Source organism: Aquabacterium humicola (genome assembly GCF_030167915.1).
In the GTDB taxonomy this organism is placed as follows: Bacteria; Pseudomonadota; Gammaproteobacteria; order Burkholderiales; family Burkholderiaceae_C; genus Pseudaquabacterium; species Pseudaquabacterium humicola.
The window spans coordinates 422,518-442,355 of record NZ_JARGNB010000005.1 but is presented as its reverse complement, the minus strand read 5'-3'; the positions used below and the strand labels follow the sequence as shown (position 1 = coordinate 442,355).

The 19,838-nt window shown below is 70.1% G+C and carries 16 protein-coding genes and 1 tRNA gene; 9 read left to right on the top strand and 8 right to left on the bottom strand.

Going from position 1 to position 19,838, the window contains the following annotated elements; all coding sequences use genetic code 11:
• Nucleotides 1–78 precede the first annotated feature (78 nt).
• The 5 genes from P1K89_RS23180 to P1K89_RS23160 all read right to left on the bottom strand — a co-directional run bounded on the left by P1K89_RS23180 (nucleotide 79) and on the right by P1K89_RS23160 (nucleotide 6,585).
• Nucleotides 79–849 (bottom strand): UPF0149 family protein, encoded by a 771-nt coding sequence (locus P1K89_RS23180; RefSeq protein ID WP_284618890.1) that lies wholly within the window; start codon nucleotides 847–849, stop codon nucleotides 79–81.
• Between the two features lie 60 nt (nucleotides 850–909).
• The gene (locus P1K89_RS23175) at nucleotides 910–1,770 is read right to left on the bottom strand and encodes a dienelactone hydrolase family protein (RefSeq protein WP_284618889.1); all 861 of its coding nucleotides are present in this window, start codon (nucleotides 1,768–1,770) and stop codon (nucleotides 910–912) included.
• Entirely contained in the window at nucleotides 1,770–2,339 is a 570-nt protein-coding gene (locus P1K89_RS23170) for a GNAT family N-acetyltransferase (RefSeq protein ID WP_284618888.1), read from the bottom strand. Before P1K89_RS23170 ends, P1K89_RS23175 begins: the two co-directional genes overlap by 1 nt.
• 101 nt (nucleotides 2,340–2,440) lie before the next feature.
• Nucleotides 2,441–5,083, bottom strand: coding sequence for an alanine--tRNA ligase (gene alaS / locus P1K89_RS23165; protein ID WP_284618887.1), 2,643 nt, complete (start codon nucleotides 5,081–5,083; stop codon nucleotides 2,441–2,443).
• Nucleotides 5,084–5,175: 92 nt separating this feature from the next.
• Nucleotides 5,176–6,585, bottom strand: a complete 1,410-nt coding sequence (locus P1K89_RS23160; protein ID WP_284618886.1) for an aminotransferase-like domain-containing protein — start codon at nucleotides 6,583–6,585, stop codon at nucleotides 5,176–5,178.
• Between the two features lie 151 nt (nucleotides 6,586–6,736).
• On the opposite strand from P1K89_RS23160, the gene gabT reads away from it, so the two are divergent.
• The 7 genes from gabT to P1K89_RS23125 all read left to right on the top strand — a co-directional run bounded on the left by gabT (nucleotide 6,737) and on the right by P1K89_RS23125 (nucleotide 14,987).
• Nucleotides 6,737–8,035: a 4-aminobutyrate--2-oxoglutarate transaminase gene (gene gabT / locus P1K89_RS23155; protein ID WP_284618885.1), complete on the top strand. Its 1,299-nt coding sequence runs from the start codon at nucleotides 6,737–6,739 to the stop codon at nucleotides 8,033–8,035.
• 20 nt (nucleotides 8,036–8,055) lie between these two features.
• Complete coding sequence (locus P1K89_RS23150; RefSeq protein WP_284618884.1) at nucleotides 8,056–9,225, top strand: ABC transporter ATP-binding protein; 1,170 nt, start codon at nucleotides 8,056–8,058, stop codon at nucleotides 9,223–9,225.
• Nucleotides 9,226–9,281: 56 nt separating this feature from the next.
• Nucleotides 9,282–10,325: an ABC transporter substrate-binding protein gene (locus P1K89_RS23145; protein WP_284618883.1), complete on the top strand. Its 1,044-nt coding sequence runs from the start codon at nucleotides 9,282–9,284 to the stop codon at nucleotides 10,323–10,325.
• A gap of 46 nt (nucleotides 10,326–10,371) precedes the next feature.
• Nucleotides 10,372–11,616, top strand: coding sequence for an ABC transporter permease (locus P1K89_RS23140; RefSeq protein WP_284618882.1), 1,245 nt, complete (start codon nucleotides 10,372–10,374; stop codon nucleotides 11,614–11,616).
• Nucleotides 11,617–11,623: 7 nt separating this feature from the next.
• Nucleotides 11,624–12,445: an ABC transporter permease gene (locus P1K89_RS23135; RefSeq protein WP_284618881.1), complete on the top strand. Its 822-nt coding sequence runs from the start codon at nucleotides 11,624–11,626 to the stop codon at nucleotides 12,443–12,445.
• A gap of 80 nt (nucleotides 12,446–12,525) precedes the next feature.
• Entirely contained in the window at nucleotides 12,526–13,467 is a 942-nt protein-coding gene (gene speB / locus P1K89_RS23130; protein WP_284618880.1) for an agmatinase, read from the top strand.
• 41 nt (nucleotides 13,468–13,508) lie between these two features.
• Nucleotides 13,509–14,987, top strand: a complete 1,479-nt coding sequence (locus P1K89_RS23125; protein WP_284618879.1) for an NAD-dependent succinate-semialdehyde dehydrogenase — start codon at nucleotides 13,509–13,511, stop codon at nucleotides 14,985–14,987.
• A 43-nt stretch (nucleotides 14,988–15,030) separates the two neighbouring features.
• On the opposite strand, the gene P1K89_RS23120 is transcribed toward P1K89_RS23125, so the two are convergent.
• Nucleotides 15,031–15,939: a GGDEF domain-containing protein gene (locus P1K89_RS23120; protein ID WP_284618878.1), complete on the bottom strand. Its 909-nt coding sequence runs from the start codon at nucleotides 15,937–15,939 to the stop codon at nucleotides 15,031–15,033.
• An 84-nt stretch (nucleotides 15,940–16,023) separates the two neighbouring features.
• On the opposite strand from P1K89_RS23120, the gene P1K89_RS23115 reads away from it, so the two are divergent.
• Nucleotides 16,024–16,097: transfer RNA gene (locus P1K89_RS23115), tRNA-Gly, on the top strand.
• A 95-nt stretch (nucleotides 16,098–16,192) separates the two neighbouring features.
• Here P1K89_RS23115 and dacB read toward each other — a convergent pair.
• Together dacB and P1K89_RS23105 are read right to left on the bottom strand one after the other, a co-directional pair.
• The gene (gene dacB / locus P1K89_RS23110; protein WP_284618877.1) at nucleotides 16,193–17,713 is read right to left on the bottom strand and encodes a D-alanyl-D-alanine carboxypeptidase/D-alanyl-D-alanine endopeptidase; all 1,521 of its coding nucleotides are present in this window, start codon (nucleotides 17,711–17,713) and stop codon (nucleotides 16,193–16,195) included.
• Nucleotides 17,714–17,825: 112 nt separating this feature from the next.
• Nucleotides 17,826–18,920, bottom strand: a complete 1,095-nt coding sequence (locus P1K89_RS23105) for a trypsin-like serine protease (RefSeq protein ID WP_284618876.1) — start codon at nucleotides 18,918–18,920, stop codon at nucleotides 17,826–17,828.
• Between the two features lie 205 nt (nucleotides 18,921–19,125).
• Here P1K89_RS23105 and trmB point away from each other — a divergent pair, with 205 nt between their 5' ends.
• Entirely contained in the window at nucleotides 19,126–19,830 is a 705-nt protein-coding gene (gene trmB / locus P1K89_RS23100; protein ID WP_284618875.1) for a tRNA (guanosine(46)-N7)-methyltransferase TrmB, read from the top strand.
• The last annotated feature ends 8 nt before the right edge of the window (nucleotides 19,831–19,838 follow it).

The following is a 19,838-nucleotide window of genomic DNA, read 5'->3' as shown; positions in this document are numbered from 1 at the left end:
TGACTACCGGACGCCGGCTCGGCGTCGCGGGGCGGGCCTCAGGCCCTCAGGCCCTCAGGCCCTCAGGCCCTCAGGCCGTCAGCTGGCGCCGTGGCACTTCTTGTACTTCTTGCCGCTGCCGCAGGGACAGGGGTCGTTGCGGCCGGGCGTCGCTTCGACGCGCCGCGTCTCGGGCTTGGCGGCATGGTCGAGCCAGTACACGCGCAGGTCCTGCACGCCGAAGCACGCGTCGTCGATCAGCTCGTCGCGGCTGATCGTCTCGCCGGGATAGTGCTCGGCGGTGTAGGCCGCGAGGTCGGCCGGCGCGAGCATCAGCGCCATCACGCGCATCAGGCAGTCGTCGAACCAGGCGTCCTCGGCCTCGTCGTCGCTCGACTCGGGCCAGTCGGCGGCGAAGGCCTCCATCGCGGAACGGAAGCCCTCGGCCCACAGCGCGCCGGTCTGCAGCAGCACCTCGGCGTCCTCGGCCGTCATGTGGCCGGCCTCGACCAGCTCCTTGCGCGCCGCATCGTCGTAGGTGAGCATCAGCGGCGCCAGGCGCAAGGTGTCCGGCTCGTCGAGCAGCCCCTCGGGATCGAGCTGGCCGCGCAGCACGTCGTAGCGGCCCTGCACGGTGGCGGTGGCCTGCGCGGCATCGGCGGGGTCGGCAAAGGCGCGCTCGAAGGCATCGTCGAACATCGCCGGCAGCGCTTCGTCGAGCGGAACGGCGCGGCGGCTGGCGGCCAGCGCCGTCAGGAAGCCGTCGACCCATTCCAGCGACACGTCGGCGCCGAACGCCGCCAGGCGTTCGCACAGCGTCTCCAGCTGCTCGATGGCCGATTCGTCGCTCTGCGGCACCACGGCGCTCATTCCACGCCCTCCCGATTCATCTTGTTCACTGCGGCACTCCGTTGATTGCAGCGCGGATTGTCACCGCGACGCCGCGACGCGTTCACGCAGGAAGCGCAACAGGCGCTCGCGCGAGGCCTCGCGCGCCGCCGGGTCGCCGCCGACGTGAACGCCCTGGCCCGGGTTGACGCCGTTGGGCACGTCGCGCCGCAGGCGCACGGGGGCGTCGCCGTCGAAGCCGTGGTAGGCGCCGGGGTAGGTTTCGTGCTGCACGGCGGCGCCGACGCGCGCGGCCAGCGCCTCGCACGGGGCGCTGGGCGTCCAGTCGTCGGCACCGCCGAGCAGCATCAGCAGCGGCGCGACCGGCTGCCAGCCGCGCCGCTGCGGATCGATGCAACCCGGGTAGAACGCGACGCCGAAGGCCGGCCTGACCGCGGCCGCGTCGACCTCGCGATGGCCGCGCTGCAACGCCGCCAGCACCGTCGAGCCGCCGTTGGACCAGCCGATCAGGCCGAGCCGCGCGCCGTCGACGTCCGGTCGCGCGGCCAGCCACTGCAGCGCGCCCAGCGCATCGCGGCGGCGCTGCGTCATCGTCACCGCGCGCTCGCCGGTGCGCTGCGTGCACAGCTCGGTCTCGCCGCGCGCGCCCAGTGAATCGATCACCAGCACGTGCCAGCCCTCGCGGTTGAGCAGCGCGGCGTAGTCCTGCATGCGTTGCGACAGCCGGCCGCGGCGGTCGTACGGCCCGCCGCAGCCGTGCAGCAGCACCAGCGCCGGTGCCGGCTTCGTCTCACCCTCGCGGGCGAACCAGAAGCCGCGCAGCTTCAGCGGCGCGTCGCCGCGGCGGTCGAGGCTGCTCACCTCGACGTCCTGCGGCTCGGCCACGGCAGGCGGCCCGATCAACGCGGCCAGCAGGCCCAGCGCGCACAGGGCGGCGCGCATCACGCACGCTCCGCCGCGGCCTCGATGCGTGGCGGCGACGGATGCAGGCGCGCCATCGACCAGGTGTCGACATAACACCCGTCGCGCAGTGCGTAACCCCGGTGCACGCCCTCGCGCACGAAGCCGAAGCGCTGGTACAGCCCGATCGCCCGCGCGTTGTCGGCGAACACGCTCAGCTCCAGCCGCAGCACATGGCCCCAGCCATCGGCCCAGTCGCACAAGGCCTTCATCAGCGCGGTGCCGACCCCCTGCCCCTGCGCGTCGCCGCCGACGGCGATGCCGACGCTCATCGCATGGCGCCGCCGCACCGACGGGCCGCACGGGTGCAGCCCGGCATTGCCGACCACCACCGGCGACCCGTCCGGCCCCGGCCGCTCGGCCGCCAGCACGAGGTCCGGCTTGCCCGGCGCCAGCGACTCGGTGAGCTTGGCCTTCCACAGCTCCTCGCTGGTGTAGGGCACCTGCAGCAGCCCGGGCAGCACCTGCAGGTCGCCCATGATGCGGGCGAAGGCGGCGGCGTCGGCCAGCGTAGCGCGGCGCACGGTGATCGGCGGGGCGTCGGTGTTCATCGTCGGTCTCCCTGGTTGCGCGAGTGTGATGGTGGCCTCGAAAAGAAGAAAGGCCCGCTCGGTGGAGCGGGCCTTCTGCGGAGTCTGCCGGCGGTGGTGGATCAGACCCGCTCGGCGACCCATCCCTGAACCGAGGCCAGCGCCTGCGGTAGCTGCGCGGCATTGGTGCCGCCGGCCATCGCCATGTCCGGCTTGCCGCCGCCCTTGCCGCCGACCTGCTGCGCGACGAAGTTGACCAGCTCGCCGGCCTTGACCCTGCCCGTCGCGTCGGCGGTCACGCCGGCGGCCAGCTGCACCTTGTCGCCGTCGACCGCTGCCAGCACGATGGCCGCGCTCTTGAGCTTGTCCTTCAGCTTGTCCATGGTCTCGCGCAGCGTCTTCGCGTCGGCGCCTTCGAGCCGCGCGGCCAGCACCCTGATTTGTGCGCCATCCTTGCACTTGACGTCGACGGCCTGCGCCATCAGCTCGTCGCCCTGCGCGGACGCCAGCTTGCCCTTCAGCGCGGCGATCTCCTTCTCGAGCGCGCGCACCTGGTCGAGCACGCTGCCGATGCGCGCCGGCACCTCGGCCGGCGTGACCTTCAGCGCGCCGGCGACCTCGTCGACGGTGTGTTCCAGCGATTGCAGGTAGTGCAGCGCGTTGGCGCCGGTCACCGCCTCGACGCGGCGGATGCCGGCGGCGATGCCGCCCTCGGCGACGATCTTGAAGAGGCCGATGTCGCCGGTGCGCTGCACGTGCGTGCCGCCGCAGAGTTCCTTGCTGCTGCCGATCGACAGCACGCGCACCTTGTCGCCGTACTTCTCGCCGAACAGCATCATCGCGCCGGACTTCTGCGCGTCCTCCAGCGCCATCACCGACGCGTCGGTGGCCGCGTTGGCCAGGATCTCGGCATTGACGATCTCCTCGACGCGGCGGATCTGCTCGTCGCTCATCGGCGCGTTGTGCGCGAAGTCGAAGCGCGTGCGCTCGGCGTTGACCAGCGAGCCCTTCTGCTGCACGTGCGCGCCCAGCACCTCGCGCAGCGCCTTGTGCATCAGGTGCGTCGCGCTGTGGTTGCGCACGGTCATCGCGCGCTTGTCGGCATCGACACGCGACGCGAACACGTCGCCGATCGCGACCGCGCCCTCGACGATGCGGCCATGGTGGCCGAACACGTCGGCCTGGATCTTCACCGTGTCCTCGACCAGCACGCGGGTCGTGGCATTGCGCAGCTCGCCGGTGTCGCCGACCTGGCCGCCGCTCTCGGCATAGAACGGCGTGTGGTCGAGCACGATCACCACGTCGTCGCCGGCATTGGCACCGGCCACCGGCGTACCGTCGACGTAGATCGCGGTGACCTTCGAGCCTTCGTGCGCCAGGTGCTCGTAGCCGTGGAAGGTGGTCGACTCGCCGCTGTACTCCAGGCCCTGCGCCATCTTGAACTTGCCGGCCTCGCGGGCGCGCTGCTTCTGCTCTTCCAGCAGCACGTTGAAGCGGGCTTCGTCCACCGTCACGCCGCGCTCGCGGCAGACGTCGGCCGTCAGGTCGACCGGGAAGCCGAAGGTGTCGTGCAGCTTGAAGGCCGTGTCGCCGTCGATCTGCTTCGCACCCGAGGCCAGCGCGGTCTCCAGGATCTCCATGCCGTTGGCGATGGTCTTGAAGAAGCGCTCTTCCTCCTGCTGCAGCACCTCGGTGACGCGGCCCTGGGCCTGGCGCAGCTCGGGATAGGCGTCGCCCATCTGCGCCGCGAGCGCCGCGACCAGCTTGTGGAAGAACGGCGTGCGCGCGCCCAGCTTGTAGCCGTGGCGGATCGCGCGGCGCGCGATCCGGCGCAGCACGTAGCCGCGGCCGGCGTTGCCCGGGATCACGCCGTCGACGACGGTGAACGCGCAGGCGCGGATGTGGTCGGCGATGACCTTCAGCGACGGCGAGTCCTTGTCGCAGTCACCACCGCCCGCCGCGTCTACCGCCTGCTTCGCGGCCTTCAGCAGCGCGTCGAACAGGTCGATCTGGTAGTTCGAATGCACGTGCTGCAGCACCGCGGCCAGGCGCTCCAGGCCCATGCCGGTGTCGACGCTGGGCTTGGGCAGCTTGTGCATCGTGCCGTCTTCGGTGCGGTTGAACTGCATGAAGACGTTGTTCCAGATCTCGATGTAGCGGTCGCCGTCCTGCTCGGGCGAGCCCGGCGGGCCGCCGGCCACCTCGGGACCGTGGTCGTAGAAGATCTCGGAGCACGGGCCGCAGGGGCCGGTGTCGCCCATCATCCAGAAGTTGTCGCTCATGTAGCGACCGCCCTTGTTGTCCCCGATGCGCACGATGCGCTCCGCGGGCAGGCCGATCACGTTCTTCCAGATGTCGTAGGCCTCGTCGTCCTCGGCATAGACGGTGGCCCAGAGCTTGTCCTTCGGCAGCTTGAAGTGCACCGTCAGCAGCTCCCACGCGTAGACCAGCGCGTCGTGCTTGAAGTAGTCGCCGAAGCTGAAGTTGCCCAGCATCTCGAAGAAGGTGTGGTGCCGCGCGGTGTAGCCGACGTTGTCCAGGTCGTTGTGCTTGCCGCCGGCGCGGATGCACTTCTGCGAGGTGGCGGCGCGGCTGTAGGGCCGCTTGTCGAAGCCGAGGAAGACGTCCTTGAACTGGTTCATCCCGGCGTTGGTGAACAGCAGCGTCGGGTCGTCCCCGGGCACCACCGGCGACGAGGCGACGATCTGGTGGCCCTTCGATTCGAAGAATTTGAGGAACGTGGAGCGGATGTCGGCGGCTTTCATAGGGCCGCGATTCTATCGGCGAGGGCCCCGGCCACCCGGTCGCGCGGGCCGGGTGCCGGCGCCTGTGCGGCGCCGTGCGCCGCTGCGCGGGCCTATCCGGCGCTGCGCTGGTGGTCGAGGAACTCGAAGACCCGCTCGTCGCCGCAGTAGGCGACGTTGAAACGCATCCACGGCGACGGCCGCATGTCGGCCGAGAACAGGTGCCCGGGCCCGAGCAGGATGTCGGCCTCGGCGGCCTGGTTCGAGGCGAGCGCGGCATCGGCGATCGCCGGGTGCTTCGCCCACAGGAACATGCCGGCCTTCGGTTCGGCGAAGAGCTCGAAGCCCAGGCCATCGAGCCGGCGCGCGACACGTTCGTGCGCGCCGCCGAGCCGCTCGCGCAGCGCCTTCAGGTGCTTGCGCCAGCGGCCTTCGGTCAGCGCGCCGTAGGCCAGGCGCTCGCCGAACTCGCTCGAGGTGAGCCCGGCGATCATCTTCAGCTGCGCGAGGTCCTCCACCAGGTCCGGATGGGCGACGAGGTGGCCGACGCGGATGTTCGGCGACACCGTCTTGGAGTAGCTGCCGACCTGCACGACGCGGTTCAGCTGGTCCAGGCTGGCAAGCGAGGGCCGCGGATCGGGGTCGAGGTCGGCATAGAGGTCGTTCTCGACGATCAGCAGGTCGTGCTTCTCGGCCAGCTGCAGCACGCGGTGCAGGTGCGACAGCTGCGCGACCGAGCCGGTGGGGCTCTGCAGCCGCGGATGGGTGAAGAACACGCGCGGGCGGTTCATCTCGATCGCCCGTTCGAGCGCCGCGAGGTCGTAGCCCTCGGGCTTGCGCGGCACGCCGATCAGCGTCGCGCCGAGAAAGCGCAGGCCGAACAGCAGGTTCGCGTAGCCCGGGTCGTCGACCAGCACCGCGTCGCCCGGCCGCACGAGGCGGCGCGCGGCCAGGTCCAGCGCCTGGCTGCTGCCCTGCGTCAGCAGCACCTGGTCGGGCGTGACCGCGATCTCGTGCTCGGCCAGCGTGTCGCGGATCAGCTGGCGCAGCGGCAGGTAGCCCTTCGGGTCACCGTAACCCGCGAGGTCCAGGTCCTCGCCGGCCAGGTTGCGCAGGCTGCGCTTGAGGCCCTCCTCGAACAGCCAGTCGCGCGGGAACCAGCCGCAGCCCGGCTTCATCGTCAGGTGCCGGTTCTCGAAGATCTTGCGCAGGTACCACATCGCGTCGAAGGCGTTGCCGCCGGTCGCGCTGTTGGCGGCCACGGCCGCCAGCGGCACCGTGCGGCCGGTGCGGCGGCGCACGAAGAAGCCGGAGTTCGGCCGCGACTGCAGCCAGCCCTGCGCGACCAGCCGGTCGTAGGCCTCGACGACCGTGAACACGCTGACGCCGTGGGTCTGCGCGAACTGGCGGATCGACGGCAGCTTGGTGCCCGCGCGCAGGCTGCCGTCGTCGATCATCCGGCTGACGCCATCGACGATCTGGCTGACCAGCGGCACCGGCGACTGCGGTTGGAGCGTGAACATGCGAAAGGGGGACGGCGGAGGTTCGGGCGACGGCGATCTGTACCGGTCCCGGCGCCTGCACAGTGCATCGCGCAAAGACCACGAGGTGTACATGGTACCGACCGGCCCCCGAGGCCTAGAGTCGGCACCCAAGTCATCTCGGGAGACTTTGATGCAACGCGAACAGCACCTGAACAATGCCGCGCTGATGGCGCGCCGCCGCGCCGCGCTGCCGGCCGGCCTGGGCCAGGCCCACGAGATCTTCGTCGACCGCGCCGAGAACGCCGAGATCTGGGATGTCGAGGGCCGCCGCTACATCGACTTCGCCGGCGGCATCGCCGTGCTGAACACCGGCCACCGCCATCCGGGCGTCACGGCCGCGGTCCAGCGCCAGCTCGAACGGGTGACCCACACCTGCTTCCAGGTGCTGGCCTACGAGCCCTATGTCGAGCTCTGCGAGCGCCTCAACGCGATGGCGCCCGGCGCCTTCGCGAAGAAGAGCTTCCTGATGACCACCGGCGCCGAAGCGGTCGAGAACGCGATCAAGATCGCCCGCGCCTACACGAAGCGCTCGGCGGTGATCGCCTTCGGCGGCGGTTTCCACGGCCGCACGATGATGGGCCTGGCGCTGACCGGCAAGGTGCAGCCGTACAAGGCCGGCTTCGGGCCCTTCCCGGCCGAGGTGTTCCACGCGCGCTTTCCGAATGCGCTGCAGGGCGTGAGCGTCGACGATGCGCTGGACTCGGTCGAGGCGATCTTCGCCAACGACGTCGAGCCGTCGCGCGTCGCCGCGATCATCCTCGAGCCGGTGCAGGGCGAAGGCGGCTTCCATGTCGCGCCGCTGGACTTCGTCAGGCGCCTGCGCGCGCTGTGCGACCGCCACGGCATCCTGCTGGTCGCCGACGAGGTACAGACCGGTGCCGGCCGCACCGGCACCTGGCTGGCCTGTGAGCACTGGGACGGCGTGGCGCCGGACATCATCACGATGGCCAAGTCGCTGGCCGGGGGCTATCCGCTGTCGGCCATCATCGGCCGCGCCGAGGTGATGGACGCACCGAGCCCCGGCGGGCTGGGCGGCACCTACGCCGGCAACCCGGTGGCCTGCGCCGCCGCGCTGGCGGTGATCGAGGCCTTCGCGGCCGAACGCCTGCTCGAACGCAGCCGTGCGCTCGGCGAACGCCTGATGGGCGGCCTTCAGGCCATCGCCGCGAAGCACCGCGAGGTCGGCGACGTGCGCGGCATCGGCGCGATGGTGGCCATCGAGCTCTTCGACGACGGCGACCTGCAGCGGCCCGCCGGTGCGCTGACGAAACGCATCGTTCAGGCCGCTGCCCGGGCCGGGCTGATCTTGTTATCGTGCGGCCCCAGCGGCAACGTGATCCGCGTGCTGGTGCCGCTGACGGCCTCGGACGCCCTGGTCGACGAAGGCCTCGGCATCCTGGCGCGCACCATCGAGACCGCACTGGCTTGAGCAAGGCGAGGACCGACGCGATGAGCCTGCCGATGATGACCAAGCGTTCCTCGAGTCCCTTGCGCGTCGTCGCCGAGGGCGGCACGCCGGCCCCGGCCGTCTCGCGCGACACGCTGGTGCAGTTCCGCGGCGTGCAGAAGACCTACGACGGCCAGTCGCTGGTCGTGCGTTCGCTGGACCTGGACATCCGGCGCGGCGAGTTCCTGTCGCTGCTCGGGCCTTCCGGCTCGGGCAAGACCACGTGCCTGATGATGCTGGCCGGCTTCGAGTCGCCCACCGCCGGCGACATCCTGCTGGACGGCCAGCCGATCACCCGCACGCCGCCGCACAAGCGCCACTTCGGCATGGTGTTCCAGAACTACGCGCTGTTCCCGCACATGACGGTGGCCGAGAACGTCGCCTACCCGCTGACGGTGCGCAAGGTGCCGAAGGCCGAGATCGCCACGCGCGTCGCGAAGGCGCTGGCGATGGTGCAGCTGACGGGGCGTGACCAGCGGCACCCGGCGCAGCTGTCCGGCGGCCAGCAGCAGCGCGTCGCGCTGGCGCGGGCGCTGGTCTTCGAGCCGCAGCTGGTGCTGATGGACGAGCCGCTCGGCGCGCTCGACAAGCAGCTGCGCGAGCACATGCAGATCGAGCTGAAGGAGCTGCACCGGCAGCTCGGCGTCACCTTCGTCTACGTCACCCACGACCAGGGCGAGGCGCTGACGATGAGCGACCGTGTCGCGGTGTTCAACGACGGCGAGATCCAGCAGATCGACGTGGTCGACCGGCTGTACGAGACACCTTCGAACCGCTTCGTCGCCGGCTTCGTCGGCGACAGCACGCAGCTGACCGGCACGCTGGGCGCGGCCGAGGGCGGCGCCGGCGGCCCCTGCGAGCTGGTGCTGCCCACCGGCGAACGGCTGTCGGGCCTCAACGTCAACGGCGCACTGCCCGGCGCGTCGGTGCTGGCCTCGGTGCGGCCCGAGCGCATCGCCGCGCACCTCGTCGCGCCGCCGGACAGCACCAACCTGCTGAAGGCCGCGGTCAACGACGTCATCTATTTCGGCGACCACCTGCGGCTGCGCTGCGCGCTGGCCGGCCAGGCGCAGGCCACCGTCAAGCTGCCGCTGTCGGCCGGCGAGCCGCCGGTGCCGGGCCAGACCGTGTGGCTGCAGATCGCGCCGCCGTTCCTGCGCATCTACGCGTGACCCGCCCGAAGGTCGCGTCCTTCCCTCGCTTTCTTTCACCCACCTAGGAGACGTCGATGAGCCCCGTCCGCCCTGCCCTTCGAATGCTTGCCAGCCTCGCTGCCCTCACCGCGCTGCCCGTGCTCGCTCAGTCGCAGCTCACCGTCGTCAACTTCGGCGGCGCCAACGGCGCCGCGCAGAAGAAGGCCTTCGTCGAACCGTTCGAGAAGAGCGCCGGCATGAAGGTCGTGCCGGTCGAGTACAACGGCGAGCAGGCCAAGATCAAGGCGATGGTCGAGTCCAAGAAGGTGACCTGGGACGTCGTCGAGGTCGAGTCGCCCGATGTCGCGCGCGGGTGCGACGAAGGCCTGTTCGAGAAGCTCGACTACACGAAGATCGGCAACCGCGCCGACTTCCTGCGCGCCGGCGTCACCGAGTGCGGCATCGGCGTCTTCGTGTGGTCCACCGTGATGGCCTACAACGGCGACAAGCTCAAGGACGGCCCCAAGACCTGGGCCGATTTCTGGGACACGAAGAAATTCCCCGGCAAGCGCGGCATGCGCAAGGGGGCGCGCTACAACCTGGAATTCGCGCTGATGGCCGACGGCGTGCCGGTGGCCGACGTCTACACCCAGCTGCGCACCAAGGAAGGCGCCGACCGCGCGTTCAAGAAGCTCACCGAGCTGAAGCCGCACATCCAGTGGTGGGAAGCCGGCGCGCAGCCGCCGCAGTACCTGGTGGCCGGCGACGTGGTGATGAGCACGGTCTACAACGGCCGCATCGACGCCGCGAACCGCGAAGGCAAGAACCTGAAGATCAGCTGGACCGGCGGCATCTACGACCTCGACTACTGGGTGATCGTCAAGGGCACGCCGAACAAGGACGCGGCCTACAAGTTCATCGCCTACGCCAGCACCGCCGACGCGCAGGCCGAGTACGCGAAGAACATCGCCTACGGCCCGACCAACCAGAAGGCGCTGGCCAAGCTGGACGCGAAGGTGCTGGCGAACCTGCCGACCTCGCCCGCCAACGTCAAGGACGCGATGCAGTTCGGCATCAAATTCTGGGCCGACCAGGGCGAGGAGCTGGAGAAGCGCTTCGCGTCGTGGGCGGCGCAGTGAGCCGTCTCTAGCATCTTAAGTACGCAGCAGCCGCCAGGTTCGTCGCATGACCACCGCCACCCTCGTCCTCGGCACACCGGAGCTCAGGCGCTCGCTCGCGCGTGTCGAGCAGCGCAAGCGCTGGCTGGCGATCGCGCTGACCTTGCCGCTGCTGCTGTTCCTGCTGGCCACCCTGCTGGTCCCGATCGCCGCGCTGCTGCAGCGTGCCGTCGAGAACCCGGAGATCGCGAAGTCCCTGACCCGCACCGGCGACGCGCTGGCAGGCTGGGACCGCAGGAGCCCGCCGCCCGCTGCCGCGTTCGCCGCGCTGGCGGCGGACCTGGGCGCCATCACCGAAGGCTCCGACGCCGGCGCGGTGGCGCGGCGCCTGAACACCGAAGCATCCGGTGCGCGTTCGCTGATCATGGGCACCTACCGCGCGCTGCCGCTGGGCGAGAACCTGTCGCCCGACCAGGCGCGCGCGAAGATGCTCGAGGTCGACGAACGCTGGAGCGACTTGCGCTACTGGCAGGCGATCGCGAAGAACAGCTCGCGCTGGACGCCCGACTACCTGCTGACCGCAGTGGATCTCAAGCGCCGCGCCGAGGGCGGCATCACCGTCGTCGAACCCGAGCAGCGGGTGTTCTCGCGCATCCTGCTGCGCACCTTCGAGATCAGCCTGGTCGTCACGCTGTGGTGCCTGGTGCTGGCCTACCCGCTGGCCTACTGGCTGTCGACGCTGCCGGCGCGCAAGGCCAACGTGCTGATGATCCTGGTGCTGGTGCCGTTCTGGACCTCGATCCTGGTGCGCGTGGCCGCGTGGATCGTGCTGCTGCAGCGAGAGGGGCTCGTCAACAAGAGCCTGATGGGCCTGTCGATCCTCAACGAGCCGGCGACCTTGCTGTTCAACCGCACCGGCGTCGTCATCGCGATGGTGCACATCCTGCTGCCCTTCATGATCCTGCCGCTGTACAGCGTGATGAAGTCGGTGCCGCCCACCTACCTGCGTGCCGCGATCTCGCTCGGCAGCCCGCCGCTGGCCGCGTTCTTCCGGGTCTATGTGCCCCAGACCTGGCCCGGCATCGGCGCCGGCGGCCTGCTGGTCTTCATCCTGAGCATCGGCTACTACGTGACGCCGGCGCTGCTGGGCGGCGCGGACGACCAGATGCTGAGCTACTACATCGCGCAGTACACCAACGTCGACATCAACTGGGGCATGGCCTGCGCGCTCGGCACGGTGTTGCTGGTGGCCACCTTGCTGCTGTACGGCGTCTACCGGCGCGTCGTGAAGTCCGAACTGAGCCTGGGCTGAGGTGGTGATGAACGCACTGCTGCCGACCTTCCCCGCCTACTACACGCTGTTCGACAAGCTCGGCTGGTGGGCGCTGCGCATCGCCGCGATCGGGCTGCTGGCCTTCCTGCTGCTGCCGATCCTGGTGATCGTGCCGCTGTCGTTCTCGGCCAGCTCCTTCCTCGCCTACCCGATGCCGGGCTGGTCGCTGCAGTGGTACGACAACCTCTTCAGCTCCGGCGAATGGGCGCGCGCGGCGAAGAACAGCTTCATCGTCGCGCCCTCGGCGACGCTGATCGCCACCGTGCTCGGCACGCTGACGGCGGTGGGCCTGGCTCGCGTGCAGTTCCCCGGCAAGGGCCTCTTGATGAGCCTGCTGATCGCGCCGATGGTGGTGCCGATCGTCGTCGTCGGCGTCGCCTGCTACCTGTTCTTCGCGCGCATCGGCCTGGCCGACACCTACCTCGGGCTGATCCTGGTGCATGCCGCGCTCGGCGCGCCCTTCGTCGTCACCACGGTGCTGGCGACCTTGCAGGGCTTCAACCACAACCTGGTGCGCGCGTCGCTGAGCCTGGGCGCGTCGCCGGTGTCCACCTTCTTCCGGGTCACGCTGCCGGTGATCGCGCCGGGCGTGATCTCGGGCGCGCTGTTCGCGTTCGCGACCTCGTTCGATGAAGTGGTGGTGACGCTCTTCATCGCCGGCCCCGATCAGGTCACGCTGCCGCGCCAGATGTTCACCGGCATCCGCGAGAACATCAACCCGACGATCGCCGCCGTCGCCACCTTGCTGACGATTTTCACCACCGGGCTGATGCTGGCGCTGGAATGGATCCGCGGCCGGCGTGCCTGACGCGGGTCACCGGCGCAGCGTTCCCATCACGCAGCGGCGTCGCGCCGGAACAGCGCTCCACCCCCTCGAAGGAGTCCCCGATGCCCGCACAACCCCTGAGCGGCAATGCGATGCCGCGCTTCGGCGGCCCGGCGACGATGATGCGGCTGCCCGCCGCCGAGAAACCCGACGGCCTTCACGCCGCCTTCATCGGCGTTCCGCTGGACATCGGCGCCAGCCACCGCTCCGGCGCGCGCTTCGGTCCGCGCCAGATTCGCGCCGAATCGGCGTTATTGCGGCCCTACAACATGGCCACCGGCGCCGCGCCCTTCGACACGCTGGAGGTTGCCGACCTCGGCGACGTGCCGATCAACACCTACTCGCTCACCAAATCGCTGGACATCATCACCGGCTTCTACACGCGCGTGCTGGCCGCCGGCTGCATCCCGTTGACCATGGGCGGCGACCACACCATCGCGCTGCCGATCCTGCGCGCGGTGGCCGCGAAACACGGACCGGTGGCGCTGGTGCATGTCGACGCCCATGAGGACGTCAACGACGAGATGTTCGGTGAACCGGTGGCGCACGGCACGCCGTTCCGCCGCGCGGTCGAGGAAGGCCTGCTGGTCAACGAGCGCGTCTTCCAGATCGGCCTGCGCGGCACCGGCTACGCGGCCGACGACTTCGACTGGCCGCGCCGCCAGGGCTTCACGATCGTGCCGGCGCACGAGGTCTGGTACCGCTCGCTCGCACCCTTGATGCAGCAGGTGCGCGAGCGCATCGGCGATGCGCCGTGTTATCTCAGTTTCGACATCGACGGCATCGACCCGTCGTACGCCGGCGGCACCGGCACGCCTGAGATCGGCGGCCTGACCGTGCCGCAGGCGCTGGAGATCATCCGCGGCTGCCGCGGCCTGCAGCTGGTGGGCGCCGACCTCGTCGAGGTATCGCCGCCCTACGACCCGAGCGGCAATACCGCGCTGCTCGGCGCGAACCTGCTGTACGAGATGCTTTGTGTTCTGCCGAAAGTGAGCTACCGATGAGCGAAGTAGAGTTGCAGCCAGGCCCCCTGGAGATTGCTGCGATGGACATGAAGACCACGCCACTGGCGACCCTGAACGATCCGAGCCTGCTGAAGACCGATGCGCTGATCGGTGGCGACTGGCTGGCCGGCAATGCCCGCTTCGACGTGCTCGACCCGGCCACCGGCGAGAAGCTCGCGGATGTCGCGAATTGCGGCCCGGTCGACTGCCACAACGCGATCGTTGCCGCTGAACGCGCGTGGCCGACGTGGCGCGCGAAGACCGCGAAGGAACGCGCCGCGATCATGATGAAGTGGTTCGGCCTGCTGCACCAGCATGCCGACGACCTGGCCCGCATCATGACCGCCGAGCAGGGCAAGCCGCTGGCCGAGGCGCGTGGCGAGGTGGGCTACGGCGCGAGCTTCATCGAGTGGTTCGCCGAGGAAGCGCGCCGCATCTACGGCGAGACGATCCCGACCACCGACAACAACAAGCGCTACCTCGTCATCAAGCAGCCGATCGGCGTCTGCGCGGCGATCACGCCGTGGAACTTCCCGATCGCGATGATCACCCGCAAGGTCGCGCCGGCACTCGCCGCGGGCTGCCCGGTGATCATCAAGCCCGCCGAGGCGACGCCGCTGTCGGCACTGGCGGTGGCCGAGCTCGCGCAGCGCGCCGGCATGCCCGCGGGCGTGCTGAACATCGTCACCGCCGATGCCGAGCAGTCGATCGAGGTCGGCAAGGTGCTGTGCTCGAGCGACGTGATCCGCCACCTGTCCTTCACCGGCAGCACGGAAGTCGGCCGCATCCTGATGCGCCAGTGCGCCGGGTCGATCAAGAAGCTGTCGCTCGAGCTCGGCGGCAATGCGCCCTTCATCGTCTTCGACGACGCCGACCTCGAGGCGGCGGTCGACGGCGCGATGGCCAGCAAGTACCGCAATGCGGGCCAGACCTGCGTCTGCGCGAACCGCCTCTACGCGCAGGCGGGCATCTACGACCGCTTCGTCGCTCGCCTGTCGGAGAAGACGCAGACGCTGAAGGTCGGCAACGGCTTCGAGCCCGGCGTCACCACCGGGCCGCTGATCGACGGCGCGGCGATCGAGAAGGTCGAGGCCCACGTCGCCGATGCGGTCGCCAAGGGCGCGCGCATCGTCGTCGGCGGGCAGAAGATCGGCGAGCGCTTCTATGCGCCGACCGTGCTGGCCAACGTCACCGCCGAGATGCTGTGCGCGAAGGAGGAAACCTTCGGCCCGGTGGCGCCGGTGTTCCGCTTCGAGACCGAGGACGAGGCCGTCGCCGCGGCCAACGCCACCGAGTTCGGCCTCGCCAGCTACTTCTACAGCCGCGACATCGGCCGCATCTTCCGCGTCGGCGAGGCGCTGGAGTACGGCATGGTGGGCATCAACACCGGCATCATCTCGACCGCCGAGGTGCCCTTCGGCGGCGTCAAGCAGTCGGGCCTCGGCCGCGAAGGCGGGCGCCAGGGCATCGACGACTATGTCGAGGTCAAGTACCTCTGCCTCGGCGACATCCTGAAGTAGCGCGCCGGCCACTGCCGGCGGCGATCGGCACGCCGGGCGCGGATCAGTCGTCGTTGGCCGCCGGATCGCGGTGCCCGCTGCTGCGCAGGCCGTGCACCGAAGCGCCGACCGCCGCGGCGCCGGACGCCTGTGCCAGCGCACGCCGCAGCAGGCCATCGGCGTCCTTGCCGTGCGACGGGTACTGGCCGATGCCGACGCTGATGCCCAGGGTCAGCTCCTGCCCGGCGACGCTGAAGGGCCGGCGCAGCGCGGTGCCAAGCTTGGCGGCGACGCCGTCCGCGGCGGCCTCGTCGTCGATCCACGCCAGGAGCACGGCGAAGGTGTCGCTGCCGACCGACGCGACGACGTCGCTGGCACGCAGGCCAGAGCGCAGGCGCACGGCGGCCTTTCGGCGCAGCACGTTGGCGGCTTCGGCGCCGAGCCGCGCTTCGGTCGCCCCCAACCCTTCGAGCCGCACCGCCAGCAGCGCCATTGCCGCCGGTTCCCGCTCGCGCAGCGCGAGCAGATGCGTCATGTGCTCCATCAGCTGGGCATGGTTGGGCAGGCCGGTGGCCAGGTCGGTCGCGTAGGCCTTGCGCGCGATGCGTTCGACGCGCTTGCGCTCGACCGCCAGCCGGACGGTGCGGGCCAGCGACTCGGCCGTCGCCTCGCGCGAGGGCAGCACGTCCTGGACCCCGAGGCGCAGCAGGCGCATCGCTTCGGCTGCGTCGGGCTCCGGCGCCACGACCACCACCGCGGCATCGAGCACCGCGCGCGACAACGCGCCCCAGGCCGCCAGTGCCGCCAGCGGGGCATCGCCCTGCAGCACGATCGCGTCGCTGGACTGCTGGCCGAGCGCCTCGCTCAGTGCCTCCAGCGTGGCCACCGGATGCAGCACGAAGGGTCCGTAGGCCGAGGTCCCGAGGTCGGGCGCAGCGGCGCCGAGGTACAGCAACTGGATCGGCTCGTTCATCGCGCGCCGGATCATGCCCCAGCGTTCCGCTTGCCGCCACGCTGGTTATTCCCGCCCTGCACCAAGCTACACTAGCCGGGCGCTGCGGGTGTAGTTCAATGGTAGAACGGCAGCTTCCCAAGCTTCATACGTGGGTTCGATTCCCATCACCCGCTCCACGAATGCACAAGGGCCCCGAGGGGCCCTTTGTCATTGAAGGGCCTGTGGTGGCCCTTGTCGCTGATGAGGCCGGCCACGCCCCTTGCCCGGCGGGTCAGCCGTTGCGCGCGACCCACTCGACCATCGCGTCCAGCGATGGTGTCGCCCGCTGTGCTTCCGGATGGTTCACCAGCGCGGCCAGCGCATAGGTCCGGCCGCTGACAGCCTTCACGTAGCCCGCCAGCGCACGCGTATCGAGCAGCGTGCCGGTCTTCAGGAACGCGGCGCCCGTGGCCTTGCCGCTGGTCATGCGGTGGGCCAGCGTGCCGTCGACGCCGGCGATCGGCAACGAGTCGATGAAGGCCTGGGCCTGGTTCGAGACCCAGGCCTTGCGCAGCAGCTGCACCAGCGCGCGCGGCTTGCCGCGCTCCGCGCGTGACAACCCCGAGCCGTTTTCCAGCGCGATGTCACCGGGCTGCAGGCCCTGGCGCAGCAGCCAGTCGTCGACGCGTTGGCGCGCTTCGGCCAGCGTCGCCGCCCGCATCGGGAAGCCGCGCACCAGCGACAGCATCAGGTTGCGGGCGCCGAGGTTGTCGCTGTTCTTGTTGATCTCGCGGATCACCAGCGGCAGCGGCTCGGACAGGTGCACCGAATGCGGCAGCACGGCTTCGCCGTCCTTGCCCGTCGGCAGCAGCGATGCGCGGTCGGGCAGGCGCTTGTCGATCACACGGCCGCGCAGGCCGCCCCCGGCCTGGCGCCACAGCCCTTCGACGGCGCGCACGGTGAACTCCTCGTGCGGCAGCGGCGCGAGCGTCAGCGCGCGCGCGCCGCAGCCGGCCGACCAGCGGCCGCGCAGCGCCAGCGTCGGCGCCGTGCCGGGTGCCGAGGCGGCCTGGGCCCAGACGCTGCAACCAGCTTCGCCACTCAGTTCGTTGACCAGCTTCAGGCCGGCCAGCGGCGGCGTCAGCTGCACCAGCGGCTTGCCCCGGGCCGCCGCCTGCACGCTGACCTGCAGCACGCCTTCGTCCAGCGTCAGGGCATCGGGCCGCACATGGTGCGGACGGTCGGCCGCCGGCGGCGGGGTGTTCGAGTGGTCGTCCTCGCGCAGCCGGAAGGCGAAGCGATCGAGCACGACATTGCCCCAGACTTCGCGCAGGCCCTCGCGCTGCATGCGTTCGAACCAGGCCAGCAGGTCGGTCGAACGCAGCCGCGAATCGCCGCCGCCGACGATCAGCAGGTCCCCGAGCAGCCGTCCCTGGGTCAGCGGGCCGCCGAGAAAGGCATAGGTGCGCCAGCGGTAGTTCGGACCGAGCAGGTCCAGCGCGGCGAGCGCGGTGACGACCTTCGCGGTCGACGCCAGCTGGTACGGCTCTTCGGAATTCAACGACGCGAGCGGTGCGCCGCGGGTCGTGACCTCCTCGATCTGCACGCCGAAGCTGCCCAGCGGCAGGCCGGCGGCGCCGACGATGGCGCGCAACGCGGGCGGCAAGCCGGCATCGGGTGCGACAGGCTTCTTCGCCGGTGCGGGGGCCGCGTCCGCCAGCAGCGGCACGCCGGCCGTCGCGCAGGCGGCGGCCGCGCGCAGCCAGCGGCGGCGCTCAGGATCGGAAGGGGGGCTCGCGGGACGGAATGACACCCCGCGAGCCTAGGGGCACGGCGCGCGAGCGCTCAATGGAACAAGGCCACGGCGCACCCGCTATTCGCCGCGGCTCCCTAGAACGGGAGCGGCGGCGAAGCCGTTGCGGACGTCAGGCCTGCTTGCGGCGGCGTGCGCCGAGCAGCGCTGCGGCGGCGATGCCGACCAGCGCCATCGAGCCCGGCTCGGGGATGATCTGGATGCGTCCCTCGGTGACCTCTTCGAGGTAGTCGCTGTACGACGCCAGGATGATGCCGCCGCTGAACGAGCCGAAGCCGCCCGGATTGGCGTTGGTGAAGTCGCCGCCGAAGGTGTTCGTGCCGAACAGGTAGTACTCGCCATCCATGAAGACGAAGCTCGGGCCGCCGGAGTCGCCGCCGCCCAGGCCGGCTTCCTTGCCGTTCGGCAGCACCGGCGTGCAGGTGCCGAAGAAGTCGCAGAAGATGTCCTGGCCGTCGCCGTCGAAGTCCGAGTACCAGACTTCCTGCGGGCCGTTCGCGAAGTTCTGCTCGTCATCGAGGTCGAACAGGTCCATCACGTTCTGGCCCAGGCGCTTGACGCGGAAGTTGGGGCCCTGCGTGAAGCCGTCGGGGCCGGTGCCCGTGGTGCCGTAGCCGACGAACTGAACGATGGTGCCGGTGGACACCGTGTCCGGGTTCATCATGCGGTAGATCTTCGCGGTGTCCGGCGCGTCGGTGTTCATGTGGATCACCGCGACGTCGTCGTTGACGCAGAAGCTGTTGACCCCGGGCGGGCAGTTGCCGAAACCCTGGTAGTTCGGGTTCATCGACACCTTGTCGGCGGTGATCACGGCCCGGCCGGGATCGCCCGGATTGGGCTGCGAATTGAACACCACGCGCACGTCGTTGCCCGGCGCGTTGATGTCGATCACCTGGCCATTGCCGTTGCTGTCGACGCAGTGGCCGGCGGTCACGACATCCCGCTTGGACACGAGCGTGCCGGTGCAAATGAACGAGTCGCCGTTGGCATATCGGATGTTGATGCTGACGACACCGGAGAACGGCGAGGTCGGCACGTTCGCATCGACACGCGCGCCCGGAGAGTCCGGCGGCGCACCGGCGACGATCAGCGGCGTATAGGACGCGCCCGGCAGCAGGCCAGCGTGAGCGGTACCGGCGAAGCCGGCTCCGATGGCCAGCGGCAGCAGAGCGGCGGTCAGACGGGTGAAGCGAGTCAGCAGTTTCATGAAGGGATGACCTCAGGAAGGTGTGAACGAGTGCATCTCGTGGCCGCTCACACGCAAATTTCGTTCCCGTGACGCAAGCCATTGATTCTTCAGGCCAATTCTGCTAACCCCGGATGCGGCTGGAGCCCTGGTGTATGCCCGGCCGACATCGGGTTCACACGATATTGACGGAACCTTTTCGCCGTGCGGGCAGAATTGCCGCCCGATGAGTTCAGAGCACAGTCCGCCGCCGCCAGCCGAGCGCCTGCAGCGCCCCATTCGCAGCTTCGTTCTGCGCGGTGGCCGCATGGGCACCGGCCAGCAGCGGGCGCTGCAGGAACTGGGGCCGCGCTTCGTCCTGCCGTTCGAGGCGCGCCCGCTCGACCCCGGCGCCGTGTTCGGGCGCGTTGCGCCGCTGGTGCTGGAAATCGGCTTCGGCATGGGCCAGGCCACCGCGGCGATCGCGGCCGCGCGGCCGGACACCGACTTCCTCGGCGTGGAGGTGCACGAAGCGGGCGTCGGCGCGCTGCTGAAGCTGATCGGCGACCAGGCGCTGGAGAACCTGCGCATCGTGCGGCACGACGCGGTGGAGGTGCTGCAGCAGATGCTCGCCCCCGAATCGCTGGCCGGCGTGCACATCTACTTCCCCGACCCGTGGCACAAGAAGCGCCACCACAAGCGCCGGCTGATCCAGCCGGCCTTCGTCGAACTGCTCGCGTCGCGGCTGGTACCGGGCGGCTACCTGCACTGCGCGACCGACTGGCAGGACTACGCCGAGCAGATGCTCGCCGTGCTGGGCGCGTCGCCTGCGCTGCGAAATACCGCGGCGGGTTACGCGCCTCGCCCCGACTGGCGGCCGCTGACGAAGTTCGAGTCGCGCGGCCAGCGCCTGGGCCACGGCGTCTGGGACCTGGTGTTCACGCGCCGCTGAAGCGCCAC

What these genes read in the sequence shown, in the direction of transcription:
- P1K89_RS23180 (WP_284618890.1), bottom strand. Translation starts at nt 849, where the DNA reads ATGAGCGCCGTGGTGCCGCAGAGCGACGAATCGGCCATCGAGCAGCTG.
- P1K89_RS23175 (WP_284618889.1), bottom strand. Translation starts at nt 1,770, where the DNA reads ATGCGCGCCGCCCTGTGCGCGCTGGGCCTGCTGGCCGCGTTGATCGGG.
- P1K89_RS23170 (WP_284618888.1), bottom strand. Translation starts at nt 2,339, where the DNA reads ATGAACACCGACGCCCCGCCGATCACCGTGCGCCGCGCTACGCTGGCC.
- alaS (WP_284618887.1), bottom strand. Translation starts at nt 5,083, where the DNA reads ATGAAAGCCGCCGACATCCGCTCCACGTTCCTCAAATTCTTCGAATCG.
- P1K89_RS23160 (WP_284618886.1), bottom strand. Translation starts at nt 6,585, where the DNA reads ATGTTCACGCTCCAACCGCAGTCGCCGGTGCCGCTGGTCAGCCAGATC.
- gabT (WP_284618885.1), top strand. Translation starts at nt 6,737, where the DNA reads ATGCAACGCGAACAGCACCTGAACAATGCCGCGCTGATGGCGCGCCGC.
- P1K89_RS23150 (WP_284618884.1), top strand. Translation starts at nt 8,056, where the DNA reads ATGAGCCTGCCGATGATGACCAAGCGTTCCTCGAGTCCCTTGCGCGTC.
- P1K89_RS23145 (WP_284618883.1), top strand. Translation starts at nt 9,282, where the DNA reads ATGAGCCCCGTCCGCCCTGCCCTTCGAATGCTTGCCAGCCTCGCTGCC.
- P1K89_RS23140 (WP_284618882.1), top strand. Translation starts at nt 10,372, where the DNA reads ATGACCACCGCCACCCTCGTCCTCGGCACACCGGAGCTCAGGCGCTCG.
- P1K89_RS23135 (WP_284618881.1), top strand. Translation starts at nt 11,624, where the DNA reads ATGAACGCACTGCTGCCGACCTTCCCCGCCTACTACACGCTGTTCGAC.
- speB (WP_284618880.1), top strand. Translation starts at nt 12,526, where the DNA reads ATGCCCGCACAACCCCTGAGCGGCAATGCGATGCCGCGCTTCGGCGGC.
- P1K89_RS23125 (WP_284618879.1), top strand. Translation starts at nt 13,509, where the DNA reads ATGGACATGAAGACCACGCCACTGGCGACCCTGAACGATCCGAGCCTG.
- P1K89_RS23120 (WP_284618878.1), bottom strand. Translation starts at nt 15,939, where the DNA reads ATGAACGAGCCGATCCAGTTGCTGTACCTCGGCGCCGCTGCGCCCGAC.
- P1K89_RS23105 (WP_284618876.1), bottom strand. Translation starts at nt 18,920, where the DNA reads ATGAAACTGCTGACTCGCTTCACCCGTCTGACCGCCGCTCTGCTGCCG.
- trmB (WP_284618875.1), top strand. Translation starts at nt 19,126, where the DNA reads ATGAGTTCAGAGCACAGTCCGCCGCCGCCAGCCGAGCGCCTGCAGCGC.